Genomic DNA, 19,919 nt, shown 5'->3' on the forward strand with positions numbered 1-19,919 from the left:
GCGTGTGATGTTGATGGCGCTATGGCCTTGTATGTCAGGCGGCGCCGCGGACGGCGATGCCCTGGTCTTCGAAATGTGTCTTCAGCTCACCGGCCTGGAACATTTCCCGCACGATGTCGCAACCGCCGACGAACTCGCCCTTGATGTAGAGCTGCGGAATGGTCGGCCAGTTGGAAAATGTCTTGATACCCTCGCGGATTTCCATATCGGCGAGCACGTTGACGCCCTTGTAGTCGACGCCGAGGTAATCGAGGATTTGCACCACTTGTCCGGAGAAGCCACACTGCGGGAACTGCGGCGTTCCCTTCATGAACAGGACCACGTCATTGGTCTTTACTTCGTTGGCGATGAATTCGTGCGCGCTCATGCGTTGTTCCTTTCACATGCGGTTCAAGGCCGCAGCTTTGATCTTGGTCACAAATAGCAAGGCAAAACGGATTTTGCCAGTACCCCCGATCAGGTGAGAATATGGGGTCAGCGACTGCGCTGCACGCTGCGCTTCTGAGCGGAGCGCCGACGACTGACCTGTTTGCGGGCTGGCTTTGCCGCCTTGCTTGTCCGTTTGGCGGTCTTGCGCGCGGCTTTCGTTCGGGTTGCTGTCGCCGACGCGGCCTTGCGCTTGCGCCGGCGCGTCGGCCGGGAAGTGCCGCTCTTCTTCAGGATCTCGTTCAACACGCCCTGAATGACGTTCTCAACCACTTCCTTGATCAGGTCAGCCATGCTCGAACTTCTCCGCCAAGCGCTTAATCAGGAATGCTGGTCTGCAGCGCCAGCGCGTGCAATACGCCGCCCATATTGCCCTTCAGGGCATCATAGACCATCTGGTGCTGCTGGACCCGGCTCTTGCCGCGGAAGGCTTCGGCGACGACTTCTGCGGCGTAGTGATCTCCGTCGCCGGCAAGGTCGCGGATGACGACCTTGGCGCCGGGAATGCCGGCCTTGATCATGTCTTCGATGTCGCCTGGTTTCATCGGCATGTAATAGGTCCCTCATGCAAATCAGCAATAAAGGAGACTATCTTCCATTCGCCGGGGTCTTTCAATGGGGCAGCATAAGGCTGCCCCATGCTCCACAGGGAGGTGGGGTTTTCCGATCAGGCGAGTTCGCCGTCCATGAGTGCCGGGAACCAGGCTTCATGCGCCTGCTTCAGTTCCTCGACGGCAACCGGCTTGGCCTCGCCGAGCACGACGTTCGAACCGCCAGTGCGGCCGATCCACGGGCAGAAGACGCCAGCGGCTTCGGCGCGGACCTGCACCTTGTCCACATCGGCCTCCTTGACTGTCAGAACATAGCGGCCCTGATCTTCGCCGTAGAAGACGGCAATCGGATTGGCGTCGTTGAGCGCGTTCACATGGACGCCAATGCCGGATGCCATCGCCATCTCGGCAACCGCAAGAGCAAGACCGCCCGACGAGCAGTCGTGAACGGCGGTCGCCAGACCATCCTGGATCAGGTCGCGAACGAAATCGCCGACCTTCTTTTCATGGGCAAGGTCAACATGCGGTGCCGGACCATCCGTGCGGCCATGGATATCGCGAAGATAAACCGACTGCCCAAGATGCGTACCCCAGCTGGACGGCGCGCCTGCCAGCAGGATGGCTTCGCCCTGAGCCGCAAAGCGGATTCGGGCCATCTTCTTCCAGTCCTTCATCAGGCCAACGCCGGCAATCGTTGGTGTCGGCAGGATTCCCTGGCCATTGGTCTCATTGTAGAGCGAGACATTGCCCGAGACGATCGGGAAATCGAGCGCCTTGCAGGCCTCGCCGATGCCTTTGATCGCAAAGACGAACTGACCCATGATCTCGGGGCGTTCGGGATTGCCGAAGTTCAGGTTGTCGGTCGCGGCGAGCGGGAGCGCACCGGTCGCGGTGATATTGCGCCAGCATTCGGCGACTGCCTGCTTGCCGCCTTCGAACGGGTCGGCCTCGACGTAGCGCGGGGTGACGTCAGACGAGAAGGCGAGCGCCTTGGAGGCATGGCCTTCGACGCGGATGACACCGGCGTCACCGCCCGGGAGCTGCAGGGAGTTGCCCTGGATCAGCGTGTCATACTGTTCATAGACCCAGCGGCGTGAGGAATTGTTGGCTGAGCCGACCAGCTTCAGGAGCGCATCCGCCACATCGCCAACCGGGATGTCATTCTCGGCGAGCGGGGCAGGGGTCTTGGGCTCGATCCACGGACGATCGTATTCAGGAGCCTCATCGCCGAGTTCCTTGATCGGCAGGTTGGCAACTTCCTCGCCCTGGTGGATGACGCGGAAGCGCAGGTCGTCGGTGGTGTAGCCGACAATCGCGAAATCGAGACCCCATTTGACGAAGATCGCCTTGGCGACCTCTTCCTTGGAGGGTTCGAGCACCATGAGCATCCGCTCTTGGCTTTCCGACAGCATCATCTCATAGGCCGTCATGCGCTCTTCGCGGACCGGCACCTTGTCGAGCTGCAGTTCGATGCCGAGGCCGCCCTTGGCGCCCATTTCGACCGCCGAGCAGGTGAGGCCGGCGGCCCCCATGTCCTGGATGGCGATGACGGCGCCGGTTTGCATCAGTTCGAGGCAGGCTTCGAGCAGGCATTTTTCGGTGAAGGGGTCGCCGACCTGGACCGTCGGGCGCTTTTCTTCGATCGATTCGTCGAATTCTGCAGACGCCATGGTGGCGCCACCGACGCCGTCACGGCCGGTCTTGGCACCCAGATAGACGACCGGCAGGCCGACGCCCTTGGCTTCCGACAGGAAGATGCCGTCTGCCTTGGCAAGGCCGGCTGCGAATGCGTTGACCAGGATATTACCGTTGTAACGAGCGTCGAATTCGACTTCGCCGCCAACCGTCGGCACGCCGAAGGAATTGCCGTAGCCGCCGACGCCGGCAACGACGCCAGCGACCAGATGCTTGGTCTTCGGGTGGTCAGGCGCGCCAAAGCGCAGGGCGTTCATGGCGGCAACGGGACGGGCGCCCATGGTGAAGACGTCACGCAGAATGCCGCCGACGCCGGTTGCCGCGCCCTGGTAAGGCTCAATGTAGGACGGGTGGTTGTGGCTCTCCATCTTGAAGACGACGACGTCGCCGTCATCGATGTCGACCACGCCGGCATTTTCGCCCGGTCCCTGGATAACGCGCGGACCCTTTGTCGGCAGCGTCTTCAGCCACTTCTTGGAAGACTTGTAGGAGCAGTGCTCGTTCCACATTGCCGAGAAGATCCCGAGCTCGGTGAAGGTCGGCTCGCGTCCGATCAGGTTCAGGATGCGATCGTATTCGTCCGGCTTCAGGCCGTGGCTTGCGATCAATTCTGCGGTGATGGGACGGGAGTTGGAAACGGTCATCTGGCTCTCAGGGCAATGGAGATCGGTGGGAGATCGGTTTCGAGGCAGCCTATATCCCAAGCCTGCGCCGGGCGCACTTGAAAAATGCGCCGTATTGCCGCTTTCCTGCCGCTTTCACGGCAATCTGGTCCGATCCTGGTTGTCTCAGAGGATAGCGCTGGTGCCGAGCGGAGACTGATCGAGAATGCGCCGCACCTTCTTTAGGCCCTCGGTCGAAATCGACCTGTCGCGCCCCTCGCTGAAGCCGATACGCACGTGATGGAACACCCGCGAAGAGCGTGCCGGCTTGAACTCGTCCTCATCGTCGATGAGTACATCGGCATCCAGTGCTGCCTGCTTGAACGTGCCGGAAAGCCAGGGTTCCTGGAGCTTAAGCCAGAAGAAAGGGAGCTTCGGATGCGAGCGAAACTCGTGGCCTGCGAAGAGATTTCGCACGATCGTCTCGCGTGCGGTGATTTCCGAAAGAACGTCCTTGCGGATTTGAAAAGCGGCGCCAGACAGGACCAGCCGCGCCGACAATTCAGCCAGCAGGAAGGGTAGGCCCCCGCTGACCATCTTCTGCGTAATGCGGATCCTCTGGCTCATATGGGGCGGACAGGCGACCCAGCCGCCACGCACGCCGGCAGCAACTGATTTCGATAGGCCATTCAACAGGAATGTCCGGTCCGGTGCGATTTCCGCCAAGAGCGGAATGTCATCGCCGATCATTCCGCCGTACAAATAGTCCTCGATCAGCCAGACATTATGCTTGCGAGCAATGTCGACGATCTCCCTGCGGCGCGACAACGGGAGCGTGCTGAGCGTCGGGTTCTGGCCCGACGACATGATGAAAGCCGCCTTCGGGTGCTCTCGGGCGCAGACCCGTTCGAAATCCTCCGGCACGATGCCGTCGGCGTCGGACTCGACCAGGGCAATCTGACGCCCCATCAGATTGGCGCTGCGGGCGACCTGCGAATAGGTCAGGTGCTCACAGACAACTCGGTCGCCCGTGCCGCTGACGGCGGCAATCACGGCATTAATTCCGGCATGGACGCCGAGCTGGGGCAGGATCTGTTCGGGCTCAGGCGACCATGTGCCGGATGACAGCCATTGGCGCCCTGCCTCAAGCCAATCAGGGGATAGTGTGCGTGTGTAGCTGGAAATCTCGCCCGGATGCGCGGAAGCAATCTCGGTCATGATCCGCCCGACGATCTCCGCCTGACCGACATCGATGGCGGCCGTGGTGTCGAACCGAAGTTTGCCCGGCGGCGGAACTATGGCGCGGGTGCCGCCATAGCTCATGGTGACCCGGTCTTGCGCAATCTGTGCGCCACTTCGATCGTCGGACTGGACATAGGTCCCGCGCCCGACTTCGCCGGTGACCAGCCCTCTTTCGCGCAGCAGGGCATACGCTCGTGAAATTGTCCCGATTGTCACCCCGACGTCATAAGCCAGATCGCGCTGCGGCGGCAGCTTGATGCCATGCGGCAAGCTGCCTGATTTTATGGCGCTTTCGGCATCATCTGCGATGCGCAGATAAAGTGGGCCGGAGCGACTATCGAGATTGGGGAGCCAATTTGTCATGATGACAATTGTGTAGATTGTCATCGTTGCAAAGTCAATCCATACCGACCGCTACAAGCCAATCGCCGAAAGGAGACGAAGATGGTGACAATAGATACAATCGTGTCTGTGGCCCGGGCGCCCATTGCTGACGGTCAGGCCACTGATCAGGTCATTGTCCCCGATAGGTCGGCTTGGACAAAGATCTTCGCCGCATGTCGGCTATGGACGCGCCGACGCAGGACGCGTGTTCATCTGTCGGAGTTGACTGTTGACCAGTTGTGGGATGTCGGTTTGACGCCCGACGATGCGCGGCAAGAGATCAGCCGGTCGCGGTTTCTGTCGATCGAGCGGCCATTCCAGCCGCCGTTCTGATCAGCAGTCCTTGGCGCCGTTCGCCCAGCGGACGACGTCCTTGCGGATGCGTGGCGCAACGGCTTCGTTCATCATCGGGCCGAACGCGTCGAGGCGTGCCGGTTTGCCTTCAGCCTGTACGACCAGCAGAGGACGTATATCGGCTGAATTCTTGCGGACAAGTAGAATGCGCGGCCGGCCGGAGAAGGATGTAAGTTCCGGAGCGAGAGAATAGGCCTTGAAAGCCGGATCGCCCGATTTGAACCAGCAGCGATTGGCGCCGACGGCGACCTTCTCCATGATGTCGAGCGCTGACTGGCTTGGTGCGGAGTGCTTCGGTGCCTCTGGCTTGCAGCCTGCCAGCAGGCCGGCGAATGCGAGGGAGGCGATCATGAAAAGGGGGAGGCGGCGCATGGTCTAATCCTGCTTGATGCCGCATCCCTAGCAGCGAAAGCGTTAATCGGAGATTAACTTACGCGGCGATCACGTCCAGGGCTGAAGCAAAAATGCCGCGTCCGTCGTTGCCGCCATGGGCTGCCTCGATCAGGTTTTCCGGGTGCGGCATCATGCCCAGTACATTGCCCTTGGCATTGATAACCCCGGCAATGTCGTTCATGGAGCCGTTCGGGTTGGTGCCGTCTGCATAGCGGAATACGACTTGGCCATTGCCTTCGATTGCCTTCAGCGTCTCCGCATCGGCAAAATAGTTGCCGTCATGATGGGCGACCGGGCAGCGGATGATCTGCCCCTTGGCATAGGCGCGGGTGAAATCCGTGTCGGCATTCGCCACTTCAAGCTTGATTTCCTTGCAGACGAACTTGAGCGACGTATTGCGCATCAAGGCACCTGGCAGCATGCCAGCCTCGACAAGGATCTGGAAGCCGTTGCACACGCCGATCACTTTGACGCCCTTTTCAGCCTTTTCCTTGATCGCCTGCATCACGGGCATCCGGGCCGCGATCGCGCCGCAGCGCAGATAGTCGCCATAGGAGAAACCACCGGGGATGACGATCAGGTCGACATCCGGAATTTCCGTTTCTGTCTGCCAGATGGTCACCGGCGCGTGTCCGGAGATCTTGGTCAGGGCCGCGATCATGTCGCGGTCACGATTGAGGCCTGGGAGCTGGACGACGGCTGATTTCATGGCTGTGGCTCAAACCTTATCTGGGCTTCCTGAAACTCGCGCAGTTCCAGTCTATTGTCGATCCGATCTAGTCGGCTTTCGAAGTGTCCGATGGTTGCGCGCAGGTTGTTTACATCACCCTGCAGCGCATGCAGTTGCGCACGCATTGTCTGATTATCCGCGCGCAACTCGCCGATGGCAAAGTCGACCTTGTCAAACCGATGATTGAGCTTCTTCAGGAGCTCGAAGATCAACTCGTTGGTGACTTCGGCCATCATGCATCCCCCTCAACCCTCAGGCGATGGAGATAGTATAGTTCTCGATGACCGTGTTGGCGAGGAGCTTCTCGCACATCGCCTTCAGGTCATTTTCCGCCTTGGCCTTGTCGTCGCCGGCAAGCTCGAGATCGAAGACCTTGCCCTGGCGAACCTGGGCAACGCCCTCGAAGCCGAGTGCGCCGAGAGCGCCTTCGATGGCCTTGCCCTGGGGGTCGAGAACGCCGTTCTTCAGGGTAACGGTCACACGTGCCTTGATCACTTGTCTTATCTCCAAACCTTACTTGACCAGAACCGGCCCAGTGCCGCGCACCGGTTCATTCTCATTCATGATGCCGAGACGGCGAGCCACTTCCTGATAGGCTTCGAGAAGGCCGCCCATGTCGTGGCGGAAGCGATCCTTGTCGAGCTTCTCGCGGGTTTCGATGTCCCACAAGCGGCAGCTATCCGGCGAGATCTCGTCTGCCAGGATGATCCGCATCATGTCGCCTTCGAAGAGGCGACCACACTCGATCTTGAAGTCGACAAGCTGGATGCCGATGCCAAGGAACAGGCCTGATAGGAAGTCGTTGACGCGGATGGCAAGGGCCATGATGTCATCGAGTTCGGCAGGATTTGCCCAGCCAAAGGCCGTGATGTGCTCTTCAGAGACCATCGGATCGGCCAGCGTATCGGACTTGTAGTAGAATTCGATGATCGAGCGCGGCAGAACAACGCCTTCTTCAATGCCGAGACGCGCTGACAGGGAGCCGGCCGCAACATTGCGCACGACGATCTCGAGCGGAATGATTTCCACTTCCTTGATCAGCTGCTCGCGCATGTTCATCCGACGGATGAAATGCGTGGGAATGCCGATCTTGTTCAGATGCGTGAAGACGTATTCGGAGATGCGATTGTTGAGCACGCCCTTTCCGTCGATGACTTCATGCTTCTTCTTGTTGAATGCGGTCGCGTCGTCCTTGAAGAACTGGATCAGCGTGCCGGGCTCAGGACCCTCGTACAGGATCTTTGCCTTGCCCTCGTAAACGCGGCGGCGACGGTTCATGGGTGAATTTCTCTGTTGTTGGCATCGCGGCACATCGGCGCAGATGCTGTGGATCGGTCTTTGAAGCGGTCCCTTAAAGGAAAAGCGTCGTTTTCACAATGCAGCAGTTAAACCCTTCCCGCCAAAACGGCACCCCACCGGGCTTCATGCCGGAATCGATCAAGTTTACATTGCACTTTGTACTCCCTTTTGATTAATGGGGAAACGAATCTGAACGACCATGGACAAAATGGGAGACTGACATGAGCGGCATGAGTGATCGCGAAAAAGCCTTCGAAAACAAGTTCGCACACGATCAGGAACTTCGCTTCAAGGCGGAAGCACGGCGCAACAAGCTGATTGGCCTCTGGGCTGCCGGTCTGCTCGGCAAGGCCGATCCGGATGCTTACGCCAAGGAAGTGATCGCCTCCGATTTCGAGGAAGCGGGTGATGAGGACGTTTTGCGCAAGCTGAGCGCCGATCTTGCAGCCGGTGGCGTGTCGATCACCGATGAAGAGCTTCGCGCCAAGCTGGTCGATTTCCTCGGACAAGCGATCGAGCAGGTTCAGAACACCTGATCCCGCTTCATCGGGTTGAACGAAGCCGCTGCAGTCAGTCGACTGCGGCGGTTTTTTTGTGCTTGGCCAGAAGAGCCGTGGTGGCTGCGAAGTCGAGCGGGCGCGACAGGCCGAAACCTTGCAGGACATCGCAACCCAGCCGCTTCAGGATGCGCGCATGCTCCTCTGTCTCAACGCCTTCGGCGGTGACCTTGATCTTGAGCGATCGGGCGATCTGGATGATTGACATGACAAGAACGCGTTGTTCCTGGCTCGTCGGGAGATGCTCAACCAATTGTCGATCAATCTTCAGCGTGCTGGGCTTCAGATTGAGAAGGCCGACGATCGAAGCGTGACCTGTGCCGAAGTCATCGATTTCAATGTCGATCGAGAGCTCGCGCAGCGTCTCCAGATTGGTCATGACGGTCGCATCTTGCCGGTCCAGGAAGACGCTCTCCAGGATTTCGAAGGAGACGGTACCTGGCCGGATGTTCAGTGAGCCCAGTCCCTGGGCGAGGTCCGGATCCGTGAGCCGTCGGGCTGAAACATTGACGGAGATTTTCGGAAGATTCAGGCCCTGCTGACGCCATGTCTCGAGGTCGGCCAGGGACTTGTCGAGCATGATGCGGTCGATCTGAGCCAGCACACCGCATTCTTCCGCCATTGGCAGAAAACGATCGGGACCAAGAATGCCGTGTTGCGGGTGCTGCCAGCGCGCAAGGCATTCCGCACCGACGATTTGGCGTGTTCGAGCATCATACTGCAGTTGATAATAGGGAACGATCTCATCCTGCTCGAGCGCACGTAGCAGCTCGCTGGAGAGGCGTCTGGCGTCGGCCAGGATCGTTCGGCTCGATTGTGTGTAGAATTCATGCCGGCTGCGGCCATGGTTCTTGGCGTTGTAGAGCGCGATGTCAGCATTTTGCAGCAGCTGCCTCGGGTCTGCGAGTACATCAGTCGAATAGGCAATCCCGATGCTGGCACCAAAGCGGCATTCGTGACCCTTGTGCCATACGGGATGACGCATGGTCCCGATGATCCGGTCTGCCAGCAAAGAGAGGTTCTTCTCGGATCCGTCATAGTCAACCAGCAACACAAACTCGTCGCCACCAATCCGAGCGGCAAAGCCCTCTGGCCCGATATTGTCGAGGAGAACGCGGGCCGCATGCTTGAGCATGGCATCACCGGCGCCGTGGCCGAGTGTGTCATTAATCTGCTTGAAGCGATCAAGATCGATGTGAAGGACCGCGATACCCTGTCTTGGCGTATCGCCATCCTTGCGCCAGCTGTCGAGGCGTGCCTCAAGAAAGCGGCGATTGGGGAGCCCGGTCAGATGATCGTGCATGGCCGAATACTCTGCATCGATCCTTGTCTTTTCGAGTTCGGCATTTCGGGCCTCGGCAAGCGCCTTTTGTCTCTCCAGCTCTTCCCTCAGCCGGTGATCTTCGGTGACATCCCAGTTGACGCCAATCATCTTCAGGGCGCCGTCCTGATCCAGATAGGGCAGGCTGTTGGAGCGGATGAAGCGCGTCGAGCCGTCCTTGGCAATGATGCGGTATTCGTCTGTAAAGGGGCGCAGTTCCTTGATCCGGGCTGCGACATAGGTAAGCGTGCGCTCTCGATCGTCGGGATGCAGCTTGCTCTCCCAGAAGTCGCCCACCTTGATATCGGCGTCGCCGGAAAACTCGAAGATCCGCCGCATACCGTCGTCCCAATCACTGGTCCCGGTTGAGAAATCGGTCTCGAAGATTCCGATCCGCGACAGATCCAGCGCCAGTTTCAGCCGACGCGAAAGACCTTCCAGCCACTCTTCCTGATCCTTGCGTGCGGTAACGTCCGTATCGGTTCCAACGATCCTTGCGGGCTGGCCACTTTCATTGCGTTCGACGCAGGCCCCCCTGCATTCGATCCAGATGTAGTGTCCGTCCTTGTGCCGCTCGCGATACTCGAAGGTCATGTAGTCCGGATCACCGGCATTCTGTCGCTCGATACAGTGCAGGACCCGCTCGCGATCTTGCGGATGCACGAGTTCCAGCCACTCGTCTGTGTTCGGCGGGATCGGATCCTCTGGTTTAAGGCCGCGGATCGCACGCCAAACGTCGGAATAGTAGAGTTCCCCCGTGCTCCTCTGGTCCCAGACGCCCGATACGGAGCAGACCAAGGCATGGTTCCAGCGGCTTTCCCGCTCGGCCAGAAGATCGATGCTCTCCCGGAGGGACGTGATCTCGGTCAACTGCAATAGAATGGCGGGTAGGCGGGGTAGAGGGCCAAGGTGAGGGCGCGCTAGCGCCGCAATGTAAGTTTTCGTTGGGCTCGCCTTCGTGCGGATTTCCAATGTGGCGGACGGTCCGCCCATGGCAATCCTGCGCAAGGCAAGCCAAAAGGCGGAAGCATTCTCATCCAGAATGGCTGTTGCGAAATCATGGCCACGCGCGAGGTGGCCGATGACGGAGCGCATCGCCTCGTTGTGATCCTGCAGAATACCCGTTTCGCCGATCCATGCGGCTGGCCATGGCAAGTCGCGGATCTGGATCGAGTTGCTTCGGGCAACTGGCACCTCGGCGGCAACGTCTGGGCGCAAGAGCGGGCTCCGAACTCAAGAGTTTACCCCAAGAGTTTATAAGAGCCACCTTAAGAAGGCTTTAAAAGGTTGTAGTCCGTCTGCGTCTGTCGATCAGCGCGTGTCTGAAAGCCGTGTTTGAAGCTTGCGCTTAAAGCCGTCCTAGGAACTGCGCAAACACCATCGTGCCCTCAGGCCATGGACCATGGCCCGATTCCGCATTGATATGACCGGATTCGCCTGCATCGATCAGGAATGAGCCCCACGCATTGGTGATATCTTCAGCATGGGCGTATGTCCCGAACGGGTCGTTGCGGCTGGCGATCGTGATCGACGGAAAGGGCAGGGGATCGCGCGGATAGGGGCCAAAGGTCATCAGGTGTTTCGGCCGAATGTCCGGATTTGCGACATCTGGCGGGGCAACGAGGAAAGCCCCCGCGATCCGCTGCGTCATCCGCGGTACCGCATGGATGACGGCGGGCACGCCCAGCGAGTGGGCCACCAGCACAACGGGACGTGTCGCTCTGTTGACCTCTTCGACCACGCGGTCGATCCAGTCTTCGCGCACCGGCTTGGACCACTCGGCCTGTTCGACACGCCTTGCCGTCGACAGCTTCGATTCCCAGCGGGTCTGCCAGTGATCGGGTCCGGAATTGGTGTAGCCGGGGACAATCAGGATTTCTGCTTCTGAGACTTTCATGGCCCCTATCTGCGTTTCCACCGGCGCGACGTCAAGGTTCCTGAACGGATCCTGGCGAAGCTTTTTGCGCGCGACGGACCTCTTTTCCTGTGTCGATGCCATCACGACAACTTGTGGCGGCGGCCGCGACATCCTGGCCCAGGTCTGATAGTCTTACCGACTACGGCAAAGACTGGCCGTTTTATCTCGCTGTCCGATCCAAGAAGATCCCCGGCGGAGACATGGTGCGGCATTCTCAGTCGCCGCCTGTGCATGACACTTTGAAGCCTGCAAATTCATGTTTGAGGAGGAAGTGGAAATGTCGAATTTTCATGTGATGACAGGCGTTACCGGTACGATCGAACGGCCCGCAATCCGAAAGATCGGGGTCTCTGATGTGTTTGCCGCCCTTAAGGCCGGCTATCGTGACTTTGGCGAAAAGCCCACCCACTATGCGTTCGTGGCGCTGATCTATCCGATCGCTGGTGCGATGATGATTGGATGGAGCGCAGGTGTCGAACTCCTGCCGATGGTCTATCCCTTGTTGACCGGATTTGCTCTGGTCGGACCCTTGCTTGCCTTGGGGCTGATGGAAATCAGCCGCCGGCGCGAACGTGGCGAGGATACGGGCTTGGCAGATATGGGCGCGATCCTGAAGTCGCCGTCGCTTCCGGCCCTGCTGATGATGAGTATCTACCTGCTATCGCTGTTCATGGTCTGGCTGGTCGGGTCCCGCGGGTTGTATCTCTCGCTGATCGGTGACTATCCGTCGCCGGGCGTCTTCTCCTTCGCCAGTGACGTGTTGAGCCATCCGAACGCCATGGCCTTCCTCTTCTGGAGCAACGCCTTCGGGTTCGTGCTGGCGCTCGTCGCGTTGGTGATCAGCATCGTCGCCTTTCCAATGCTGCTAGATCGCGATTGCGGCGCTGCCTGCGCCGTGCAGACCTCGGTTCGCGCAAGCATGACGAACCCGATACCTGTAGCAGTATGGGGGCTAATGGTTGCCGCGTTGCTGGCAATCGGCATGGCGACGCTTTTGGTAGGCCTGGTGGTGATCGTACCGATCCTCGGACATGCGACCTGGCACTTCTATCGCAGGCTGGTGGTCTGAGCCGCCGCCTGCGCGAGAACGAATATTGATAAGAAGAGGCCGGCTAGAAGAGTGAAGATCTCTGGCCGGCCAAAAACATGAGCGCCGCCACTCCTGCAAGGGCAAACGCGAGGCATCTTTCACGGAGGGATTCCGTGACGGCAGCGACAGTTCCCTGCGCCAGAAGGGCAGCCGACAGGGCGAGGCCCATCATGACTGTTCGGTTTCCGGCACCTTCGATCTGCGTTGCATCGATGGCGCCGTCCATACTCTTTATCCAATCATACTCACTGCCACAGAACAGTATCATCACGAGAATGGCGGCGGCGTAGAGGCAATGCGCAAACAGTCGTAGCGGCGTCGTCATGGCCACCTCTTTCAGCGGAGATCAAAAAAAAGCGCCTCAGGTATAATCACCTGAGACGCTTCTCATCTATGGGGTCGATGGATATCAGCCGAAGACGCGGGCGAAGATCGTGTCGACATGCTTGGTGTGATAGCCGAGATCGAACTTCTCGCGGATCTCAGCTTCCGACAGGGCTGCGCGAACTTCTTCGTCGCCCAGCAGTTCTTCAAGGAAGTCGGCGCCCTTTTCCCAGACCTTCATCGCGTTCCGCTGCACGAGACGGTAGCTGTCCTCGCGCGACACGCCGGCTTGCGTCAGCGCGAGAAGAACGCGCTGGCTCATGACCAGACCCTTGAACTGGTTCATGTTGCGCAGCATGTTTTCCGGATAGATCACCAGCTTTTCGATGACGCCCGCCAGACGGTTGAGCGCAAAATCGAGGGTGATGGTCGTATCCGGGCCGATGGCGCGCTCAACGCTCGAATGGCTGATGTCGCGCTCGTGCCAGAGGGCCACATTTTCCAGTGCCGGCACGACCGACATGCGCACGAGGCGGGCAAGACCGGTCAGGTTCTCGGTGAGGACCGGGTTGCGCTTGTGTGGCATGGCCGAAGAGCCCTTCTGGCCCGGCGAGAAGAATTCTTCCGCTTCCAGCACCTCCGTGCGCTGCATGTGGCGGATTTCGATCGCAACATTCTCGATCGACGAAGCGATCACGCCAAGCGTGGCAAAGAACATCGCATGGCGGTCGCGCGGGATAACCTGGGTCGAGATCGGCTCCGGCACCAGACCAAGCTTTGCGCAGACATGTTCCTCGACACGGGGATCGATATTGGCAAAAGTGCCAACGGCACCTGAAATCGCGCCAGTTGCAATTTCTGCACGGGCATTGACCAGGCGGTCGCGGTTGCGGCGCATTTCGGCGTAGAAACGTGCGAATGTCAGGCCCATTGTCGTCGGTTCGGCATGGATGCCATGGCTGCGGCCGATGCGGACCGTATCCTTGTGCTCGAAGGCGCGGGCCTTCAGAGCCGCGAGCACCCGGTCCATGTCGGCCAGCAACAGGTCGGCGGCGCGCACGAGCTGGATATTGAGCGTCGTGTCGAGAACGTCGGACGAGGTCATGCCCTGGTGGACGAAGCGCGAGTCCGGGCCGATGAATTCGGCGAGATGTGTCAGGAAGGCGATGACGTCATGCTTGGTGACGGCTTCGATCTCATCGATGCGTGCGACGTCGAATTCCGCCGGCCCGCCCTTTTCCCAGATCGTGCGAGCAGATTCCTTCGGGATCACGCCGAGGTCGGCCAGCGCGTCGCAGGCATGCGCCTCGATCTCGAACCAGATGCGGAACTTGGTTTCGGGGGACCAGATGGCGACCATTTCCGGCCGGGAGTAGCGGGGGATCATGGGCTTAAGTCTTTCGTTCGAGCTGAATTCTGGCTCGCTTTAGCAAAGTGGAACGTCAAGCTCAACGGTTACGGCGCGCCATGGTGAAACTGAGGACAAACAGGATGGCAAAGCCCACCGGAAAGAAGTGCCGGAGACCCGTCACGGCGAACTGGTAGAAGGCGGATGCCGATGTGAAGACCTGCTGATACACCCAGATACGCGAAGGGAATGGCGCATGCCAATGGGCATAGAAGATGCGGTAGTGCAGGGCAAAGAGGCCAGCGGTCGCCAGGATCGTCAAAAGGCCGAGCAGGAGCAGCCAGGCGGCAAGGACAGCCGGTGCTGGTCGCTTCACCGTGAGCCACCCAATCAAAGGTAGGGCGGAAACCCAGCCCAACGCTCCGCCGGCCGCATAGAGCAGGGTGAGGGCCGGTGTATGGCTGCCCATATCGCGGCCGAAAACAATCGTCGAGGCGACGAGGCTGGACGCCATGGCAAAGGCCCAGAGAATAGCACCACCAAACCAGAGCCGTATCGGGGGCAGACGGCGCGGGGCATTTACGCCTGGATCTTGCACTCTGTCTGCGCCCCGCTTCATCATGGTCTCACCGGTACGGCGAGCCAGCGGACATTGTTCCCCTCGAAGCCCAGGGTCAGCATCTGCACCATCACCATGTGCGGCCCTTTTGACCCATACCGAGGCGTAACAACGCCGGCGATCCCGTAACTACTCGGGCAGTGGCGACTGGTTGGTACCCGCTGGTCCTCATAGACCTTGCGGGCGTCGGCTGGTTTGGCGTCATCTGCAAGCGTCAGCCGAAATCCCTGAACATCAACCGTAAGGTCCTTGCAAATCCCCTCCGCCGATGCGGAAAACTGCTCGAGTTTCAGCCGGTAGATGCCATCGGCGACGTAAAGGCTTGGGGTTGCCTGATAGCGCAGGTTCTGAAACTCTTGCCCAAGCTCGCTCACCGGATTGAAGGCTGCCAAATAGCCAGGATCCTCGCCGATCCCATGGGCCTCGAACAGTGCCGACGCCTTGGTCGCGCTCTCGCGCCGTGCCTCACCAATGGTCGCATCCTCGCGCTTCACCAGGACATCGATCGGCGTGCCGGGTACAAAACTGTCCGTCTCCGTGTCGATGATGGAGACGCTGGAATACGGGAAGCCCGAACCGTCCTGCTCGCCGAATTCTTCATAGGCGAAGTAACGGCCATCCTGTGAAAAACCATGCGGCCGCATCTCGGCGACATCGCCGGCTTTGGCTGACGTCGTCAGAAGCGCGATCAGGATCAGAACGAGAGCGCTTGCTTTCACATGCGCCCCGTATCTGCAGCCTGGCGCAAGGCCGCGACCGTCTGGCGATAGTCTGCGACGCCCCGACCCTTGTAGATCGCCGATCCGGCAACCAGAACATTGGCGCCGGCGCGCGTGATCTCGGCGGCATTCGCAGCGGTGACACCGCCGTCGACTTCAAGATCGATCGGGCGGTTGCCGATCAAGGCATGGGCCTTTGCGATCTTGTCGGTCATGGCAGGGATATATTTCTGACCGCCAAAGCCTGGGTTGACGCTCATGATCAAGATGAGGTCTAGATCGTCCATCACGTGCTCAAGGATCGAGAGCGGGGTTGCCGGGTTGAGCGAGACGCCGGCCTTTTTGCCGAGTGCCCGAATGGTTTGCAGCGAACGGTGCAGGTGCGGTCCGGCTTCGGCATGGACTGTGATGATGTCACAGCCAGCGTCCGCGAAGGCTGCGAGATAGGGGTCGGCAGGTGCAATCATCAGATGGCAGTCGAACACAGCCGTGGTATGTGGGCGCAGCGCCTTGATGATTGCCGGGCCAAAGGAGATGTTCGGCACGAAGTGGCCATCCATAACGTCGAGATGGACCCATTCGGCCCCCGCTTCCACGACATCCGAGACTTCCTCGCCGAGTCGCGAAAAGTCGGCGGCGAGAATGGAGGGGGAAATCTTCAGCGGGCGGGTCATCGGAGCTCCTCGTTGACAGTCGAGCCATCTGGGTTCGCAGCGGACATCGCTCGGCATCCGCAGGATGGCTCTCTTGGCCGCTCGAATATCATCGGGGGCACGTGGCGGCAACCATGCCTTGGGATGAGGTCAATACCACCTTGACGGCGTGGCGTGGGGCCTGCATCCCTGCATCCGCTTGAGGAATTTGTCTGGGAGGACGGCATGTCGAAGTTTGCGATCATCACCGGCGGAAGTTCCGGTATCGGGCGCCATCTTGTGCGGGCATTTAGCGACAAGGGTTACGCTGTCGCTTTTACGCATCTCGGACAGACGGATGCGGCGAACGCCGTCGAAGCGGATGTGGCAGCGCAGGGTGGCCGGGCGATCGGCCGCGAATGCGAAGTCGCCAACAGCGCGGCCATTGAAGCTTTTCTCGATGAGGCCATCGCCTGGGCCGGTCAGGTGCCGGATGTGCTCGTCAACAATGCCGGCATCCAGACGTGGGCGTCCCTTCTGGATCTCCCAGAAGAACGTTGGGATGCGGTGATAAATACCAATCTCAAGGGCACATTCCTCAATACCCAGCTGGTGGCCCGCCGTATGGTCGCGGCAAAGACGGGTGGTTCGATCATCAACCTTGGTTCCGGCTGCAACAAGCTCGCCTTTCCCAAGCTCGTCGACTACACGGCCTCCAAGGGCGGTATCGAGCAATTCACCAAGGTCTCTGCAGTCGAGCTTGGACCATACGGAATCAGGGTCAACTGCATCGCGCCGGGCGCAATCGAGACGGCACGCACCAAGGCTGAATCGCCGGATTATGCCAAGACCTGGGGCGATGTCACGCCGCTGCGGCGGGTCGGAACGCCGGAAGATCTGGCAGGCCCGATCCTCTTTCTCGCTGGCGAACAATCCGCCTTTGTGACCGGCCAAACCATTTGGGTCGATGGTGGCGTCTTTACCCAGGCCTTCTGGCCTTACCGGGAGTAGGCAGGGCTACTGGCTGGCGGCTGCAATCGGGACGAAGTCGCCGCCTCGCCATTCCATCAGTTGATAGGGATTGACGGCAAGTTCATGGTCGTCGCCAAACCGGATCGGCCCCAGTGCGGTCTTGAAATCAGTCCCCACCAGCGTTTCCGCAAGTGGTGTGCCCATGGCCGAGGAGATGCCAAGCGCATCGGCAAGCAGTGTCACGGCGGCATGGGCGGGCACCACATAGCCTTCTGCCGGGATACGCCCGGCGGCAAGCGCTTCTGTGATCGCTGCGGCCGATGGTCCTGCGGGCTTTTCGGCCAGCCCGACGGCAAGCACGCCCTCTTGAAGCGCCACGGGTTCATTCGGTGCCCGTATGGCGTCCCCGCCGAGAAACTTCATCGGGGCAACTTCAGCGGCCGCATCACGAGCCATGATCGCGACGTCATTGCGGTCTGCGCCCGCGAAGACGCGTGTGGCACCCGCATTGCGCAGGCGGCGGATGAGCGCGAGCTGGTTTTCTTGTCCGGGGCGGAAAGTGTCGACAAACACCGGTTTCAGGCCGCGCTCTTCCAGCGCGATGCGGATTGCTTCAGTGAGTTCGCGTCCACGAATGGTGCCGTCCTCGACCAGCGCAATAGCTTCGCCCTTCCAGTCGCGCAGAATGATTTCGGTTAGCTTCTGGGCTTCCGAATCGCTGTGCGGCCCGAGCCGGAAGAATGGCCAGCCATTCTTGAGAGCGTCTTCCATCATGCCTTTCCAGCGCACAGAGAGCGTGATGGCTGGAATCTTTGCCTCGGCGAGAACGGGTAGGCCACCGACCAGGCTTTCGCTGCACAGGAAGCCGATCGCGGCCTTCGCGCCGGACTTGGCGATTTGTTCGGCCAGCACCGGTCCGCTGCCTTCCGTGCAGGGTTCGTGAATCTCGATCAGCGAAATGGAGAGACTACCGGCCGCCAATTGTGCCCCCTGGCGAACCTGATTGCCAAGGCTCTCGAAATTGCCGGATTTGGGGGCGACGATCGCGAGCGTCAGTTGTTGTGCACTGGCCGGCACCAGGCATGAGCCCAGAAGCAGCAGCGTCAGTGTCAGTCGTTTCATCAAGCGTCCCCGGATTGGTGATGCGATCCTAACCGAAAGCGCAGGCAATTGGAAACGTTCGCTTTCCAATGAATGGCGACGTCTTCGACAAATTGGTTCTTCATTGTGGAAACGGTAATCCTTGCTCGCCATATTCGATGCACTATCGGGTTGGCCTTAAGGAGATCGCATTGCAGTCGCAAGTCCTGGATTCGACCCTTTATCGTGAGGGTATGAGTCGTTACGCCGGCCATGTCCAGATCGTAACCACAGAATGGGATGGCCTCCGCCGGGGCGTGACCATCACGGCCGCCTGCTCGGTCTCCGACAATCCTGCGACAGTCCTGGTTTGCTTGAACAACGGCAATGCGAACAATGATGTGTTGTTCACCTCTGGCCATTTTGCGCTGAACACGCTGTCGGTTCGGCACCAGGAGCTTGCGAACGCCTTTGCTGGCTTCAAGGGCATGACGTCTGAAGAGCGCTTCGCACTGGCCGAGTGGCAAGTCGCCGTAACCGGATCGCCGCTCCTGTCGGATGCGCTTGTTGCCTTCGACTGTCGGGTCGTCGACCAGAAGGTGACAAACACGCATACCATCCTGTTTGGCGCTGTCGAAGCCGTACATTTTGGTCCCAAGGAGCCCGCACTCATCTATCTGGACCGATCCTACCACGCGCTGTAAGCTCTCTGTCAAAGCCGGGAGGAGACATGGCTGAGACGGATCGAACGCAGGTGCCCAGGTCGATCGACGGGGTCATCGACTTGTTGGCGTCGGAGGATTATCTGGCGGGGCGATCGCTGGCGACGGTGATCTTCCTGGCCCTCAAAATGAAGCGGCCACTCTTTCTTGAAGGGGAAGCCGGTGTCGGCAAGACGGAAGTGGCCAAGGTGCTTGCCAAGGCACTCGACAGGCCCTTGATCCGGCTCCAGTGTTACGAGGGGCTCGACATTTCGTCGGCCGTCTATGAGTGGAACTATCCCGCCCAGATGTTGGAAATCCGACTGGCCGAGGCCGCTGGCCAGTCTGACCGTGACCGCTTGCAGCGGGATATCTTTTCCGAACGTTTTCTGATCCGCCGTCCAGTCCTGGAGGCACTTTGCGGTCAGCCGGGGCGAGCCCCGGTCTTCCTCATCGATGAACTCGATCGAACAGATGAAGCCTTCGAGGCGTTCCTGCTGGAGGTGCTCTCCGACTTTCAGGTCAGTGTGCCCGAATTCGGCACCATCAAAGCCGAGGAACCACCGATCGTCATCGTCACCAGCAATCGCACCCGCGAGGTGCACGACGCGCTGCGTCGCCGCTGTCTCTATCACTGGGTCGATTATCCGGCGGCGGCCGAAGAGCTGTCTATCATCCGACGCAAGGTGCCTGGTTGTGGCGATCAACTGTCACGCCAGATCGTCGCCTATGTGCAGAAGCTCCGAACGATCGATCTCTTCAAGAACCCCGGCATCGCCGAAACGCTCGATTGGGCTACGGCGTTGACCGAACTGGACCGGCTGGCACTCGATCCCGAAACAATTTCCGGCACGCTTGGCACGCTTTTGAAATACCAGGAAGACATTGCCCGGATTGGCGGCGGCGAAGGACAGAAGCTTCTGTCCGAAGTGAAGGCCGAACTCTTGAGTGTGGCAGGATGA

The 19,919-nt window shown here is 59.7% G+C and carries 24 protein-coding genes; 6 read left to right on the plus strand and 18 right to left on the minus strand.

Annotation, left to right across the window (positions count from 1 at the left end; all coding sequences use genetic code 11):
* Positions 1 to 34 precede the first annotated feature (34 nt).
* From grxD to IP76_RS11800, 5 genes are all read right to left on the minus strand, one after another.
* Positions 35 to 367: a Grx4 family monothiol glutaredoxin gene (gene grxD / locus IP76_RS11780; RefSeq protein ID WP_054158410.1), complete on the minus strand. Its 333-nt coding sequence runs from the start codon at positions 365 to 367 to the stop codon at positions 35 to 37.
* 107 nt (positions 368 to 474) lie between these two features.
* A complete protein-coding gene (locus tag IP76_RS11785; RefSeq protein ID WP_054158411.1) occupies positions 475 to 720 on the minus strand; it encodes a hypothetical protein in 246 nt (81 codons plus the stop codon).
* A 23-nt stretch (positions 721 to 743) separates the two neighbouring features.
* Positions 744 to 977 (minus strand): BolA/IbaG family iron-sulfur metabolism protein, encoded by a 234-nt coding sequence (locus IP76_RS11790; protein WP_054149753.1) that lies wholly within the window; start codon positions 975 to 977, stop codon positions 744 to 746.
* Positions 978 to 1,093: 116 nt separating this feature from the next.
* Positions 1,094 to 3,316, minus strand: a complete 2,223-nt coding sequence (gene purL, locus IP76_RS11795; protein ID WP_054158412.1) for a phosphoribosylformylglycinamidine synthase subunit PurL — start codon at positions 3,314 to 3,316, stop codon at positions 1,094 to 1,096.
* Positions 3,317 to 3,460: 144 nt separating this feature from the next.
* Complete coding sequence (locus IP76_RS11800) at positions 3,461 to 4,879, minus strand: PLP-dependent aminotransferase family protein (protein ID WP_054158520.1); 1,419 nt, start codon at positions 4,877 to 4,879, stop codon at positions 3,461 to 3,463.
* Between the two features lie 81 nt (positions 4,880 to 4,960).
* On the opposite strand from IP76_RS11800, the gene IP76_RS11805 reads away from it, so the two are divergent.
* A complete protein-coding gene (locus IP76_RS11805; RefSeq protein WP_054158413.1) occupies positions 4,961 to 5,233 on the plus strand; it encodes a DUF1127 domain-containing protein in 273 nt (90 codons plus the stop codon).
* Here the strand turns inward: IP76_RS11805 and IP76_RS11810 are convergent, their stop codons facing one another.
* From IP76_RS11810 to purC, 5 genes are read right to left on the minus strand one after another with little or no spacing between them, the layout of a single operon-like run.
* Positions 5,234 to 5,626, minus strand: a complete 393-nt coding sequence (locus tag IP76_RS11810) for a hypothetical protein (RefSeq protein WP_054158414.1) — start codon at positions 5,624 to 5,626, stop codon at positions 5,234 to 5,236.
* Positions 5,627 to 5,684: 58 nt separating this feature from the next.
* The gene (gene purQ, locus IP76_RS11815; protein ID WP_054158415.1) at positions 5,685 to 6,356 is read right to left on the minus strand and encodes a phosphoribosylformylglycinamidine synthase subunit PurQ; all 672 of its coding nucleotides are present in this window, start codon (positions 6,354 to 6,356) and stop codon (positions 5,685 to 5,687) included.
* Positions 6,353 to 6,613 carry a hypothetical protein gene (locus IP76_RS11820; protein ID WP_245281446.1) on the minus strand — a complete coding sequence of 87 codons (261 nt, stop codon included), beginning with the start codon at positions 6,611 to 6,613 and terminating at the stop codon, positions 6,353 to 6,355. The genes purQ and IP76_RS11820 overlap by 4 nt, the downstream gene beginning before the upstream one ends.
* 16 nt (positions 6,614 to 6,629) lie before the next feature.
* Positions 6,630 to 6,872, minus strand: a complete 243-nt coding sequence (purS, locus tag IP76_RS11825) for a phosphoribosylformylglycinamidine synthase subunit PurS (RefSeq protein ID WP_054158416.1) — start codon at positions 6,870 to 6,872, stop codon at positions 6,630 to 6,632.
* An 18-nt stretch (positions 6,873 to 6,890) separates the two neighbouring features.
* Positions 6,891 to 7,655, minus strand: a complete 765-nt coding sequence (purC, locus tag IP76_RS11830) for a phosphoribosylaminoimidazolesuccinocarboxamide synthase (protein ID WP_054158417.1) — start codon at positions 7,653 to 7,655, stop codon at positions 6,891 to 6,893.
* Between the two features lie 242 nt (positions 7,656 to 7,897).
* Between purC and IP76_RS11835 the strand changes: the two genes are divergently transcribed.
* The gene (locus IP76_RS11835; protein WP_054158418.1) at positions 7,898 to 8,212 is read left to right on the plus strand and encodes a DUF1476 domain-containing protein; all 315 of its coding nucleotides are present in this window, start codon (positions 7,898 to 7,900) and stop codon (positions 8,210 to 8,212) included.
* A gap of 34 nt (positions 8,213 to 8,246) precedes the next feature.
* Here IP76_RS11835 and IP76_RS11840 read toward each other — a convergent pair whose 3' ends face one another.
* Together IP76_RS11840 and IP76_RS11845 are read right to left on the minus strand one after the other, a co-directional pair.
* On the minus strand, positions 8,247 to 10,772 hold the full coding sequence (locus IP76_RS11840) for a GGDEF domain-containing phosphodiesterase (RefSeq protein WP_245281447.1): 2,526 nt from the start codon (positions 10,770 to 10,772) through the stop codon (positions 8,247 to 8,249).
* Between the two features lie 130 nt (positions 10,773 to 10,902).
* Positions 10,903 to 11,451, minus strand: coding sequence for an alpha/beta hydrolase (locus tag IP76_RS11845; RefSeq protein WP_054158523.1), 549 nt, complete (start codon positions 11,449 to 11,451; stop codon positions 10,903 to 10,905).
* A gap of 298 nt (positions 11,452 to 11,749) precedes the next feature.
* On the opposite strand from IP76_RS11845, the gene IP76_RS11850 reads away from it, so the two are divergent.
* Positions 11,750 to 12,541 carry a DUF2189 domain-containing protein gene (locus IP76_RS11850; protein ID WP_054158524.1) on the plus strand — a complete coding sequence of 264 codons (792 nt, stop codon included), beginning with the start codon at positions 11,750 to 11,752 and terminating at the stop codon, positions 12,539 to 12,541.
* Positions 12,542 to 12,584: 43 nt separating this feature from the next.
* On the opposite strand, the gene IP76_RS11855 is transcribed toward IP76_RS11850, so the two are convergent.
* The 5 genes from IP76_RS11855 to rpe all read right to left on the minus strand — a co-directional run bounded on the left by IP76_RS11855 (position 12,585) and on the right by rpe (position 16,246).
* Entirely contained in the window at positions 12,585 to 12,887 is a 303-nt protein-coding gene (locus IP76_RS11855) for a hypothetical protein (RefSeq protein WP_054158419.1), read from the minus strand.
* Positions 12,888 to 12,971: 84 nt separating this feature from the next.
* Positions 12,972 to 14,273 (minus strand): adenylosuccinate lyase, encoded by a 1,302-nt coding sequence (purB, locus tag IP76_RS11860; RefSeq protein WP_054158420.1) that lies wholly within the window; start codon positions 14,271 to 14,273, stop codon positions 12,972 to 12,974.
* A 61-nt stretch (positions 14,274 to 14,334) separates the two neighbouring features.
* The gene (locus IP76_RS11865; RefSeq protein ID WP_245281448.1) at positions 14,335 to 14,856 is read right to left on the minus strand and encodes a hypothetical protein; all 522 of its coding nucleotides are present in this window, start codon (positions 14,854 to 14,856) and stop codon (positions 14,335 to 14,337) included.
* Positions 14,853 to 15,572 carry a DUF2259 domain-containing protein gene (locus IP76_RS11870; protein WP_054158422.1) on the minus strand — a complete coding sequence of 240 codons (720 nt, stop codon included), beginning with the start codon at positions 15,570 to 15,572 and terminating at the stop codon, positions 14,853 to 14,855. Before IP76_RS11870 ends, IP76_RS11865 begins: the two co-directional genes overlap by 4 nt.
* A complete protein-coding gene (gene rpe / locus IP76_RS11875; protein ID WP_054158423.1) occupies positions 15,569 to 16,246 on the minus strand; it encodes a ribulose-phosphate 3-epimerase in 678 nt (225 codons plus the stop codon). Before rpe ends, IP76_RS11870 begins: the two co-directional genes overlap by 4 nt.
* 204 nt (positions 16,247 to 16,450) lie before the next feature.
* Here rpe and IP76_RS11880 point away from each other — a divergent pair, with 204 nt between their 5' ends.
* The gene (locus tag IP76_RS11880) at positions 16,451 to 17,215 is read left to right on the plus strand and encodes an SDR family NAD(P)-dependent oxidoreductase (protein ID WP_054158424.1); all 765 of its coding nucleotides are present in this window, start codon (positions 16,451 to 16,453) and stop codon (positions 17,213 to 17,215) included.
* A 6-nt stretch (positions 17,216 to 17,221) separates the two neighbouring features.
* On the opposite strand, the gene IP76_RS11885 is transcribed toward IP76_RS11880, so the two are convergent.
* Positions 17,222 to 18,298, minus strand: coding sequence for a branched-chain amino acid ABC transporter substrate-binding protein (locus IP76_RS11885; RefSeq protein WP_054158425.1), 1,077 nt, complete (start codon positions 18,296 to 18,298; stop codon positions 17,222 to 17,224).
* 137 nt (positions 18,299 to 18,435) lie between these two features.
* On the opposite strand from IP76_RS11885, the gene IP76_RS11890 reads away from it, so the two are divergent.
* Both IP76_RS11890 and IP76_RS11895 read left to right on the plus strand, forming a co-directional pair.
* Complete coding sequence (locus tag IP76_RS11890; RefSeq protein ID WP_054158525.1) at positions 18,436 to 18,960, plus strand: flavin reductase; 525 nt, start codon at positions 18,436 to 18,438, stop codon at positions 18,958 to 18,960.
* A 26-nt stretch (positions 18,961 to 18,986) separates the two neighbouring features.
* Positions 18,987 to 19,919 carry a MoxR family ATPase gene (locus IP76_RS11895; RefSeq protein ID WP_054158426.1) on the plus strand — a complete coding sequence of 311 codons (933 nt, stop codon included), beginning with the start codon at positions 18,987 to 18,989 and terminating at the stop codon, positions 19,917 to 19,919.

It is taken from the genome of Rhizobium sp. AAP43 (assembly GCF_001296045.1).
Lineage (GTDB): Bacteria > Pseudomonadota > Alphaproteobacteria > Rhizobiales > Rhizobiaceae > Allorhizobium.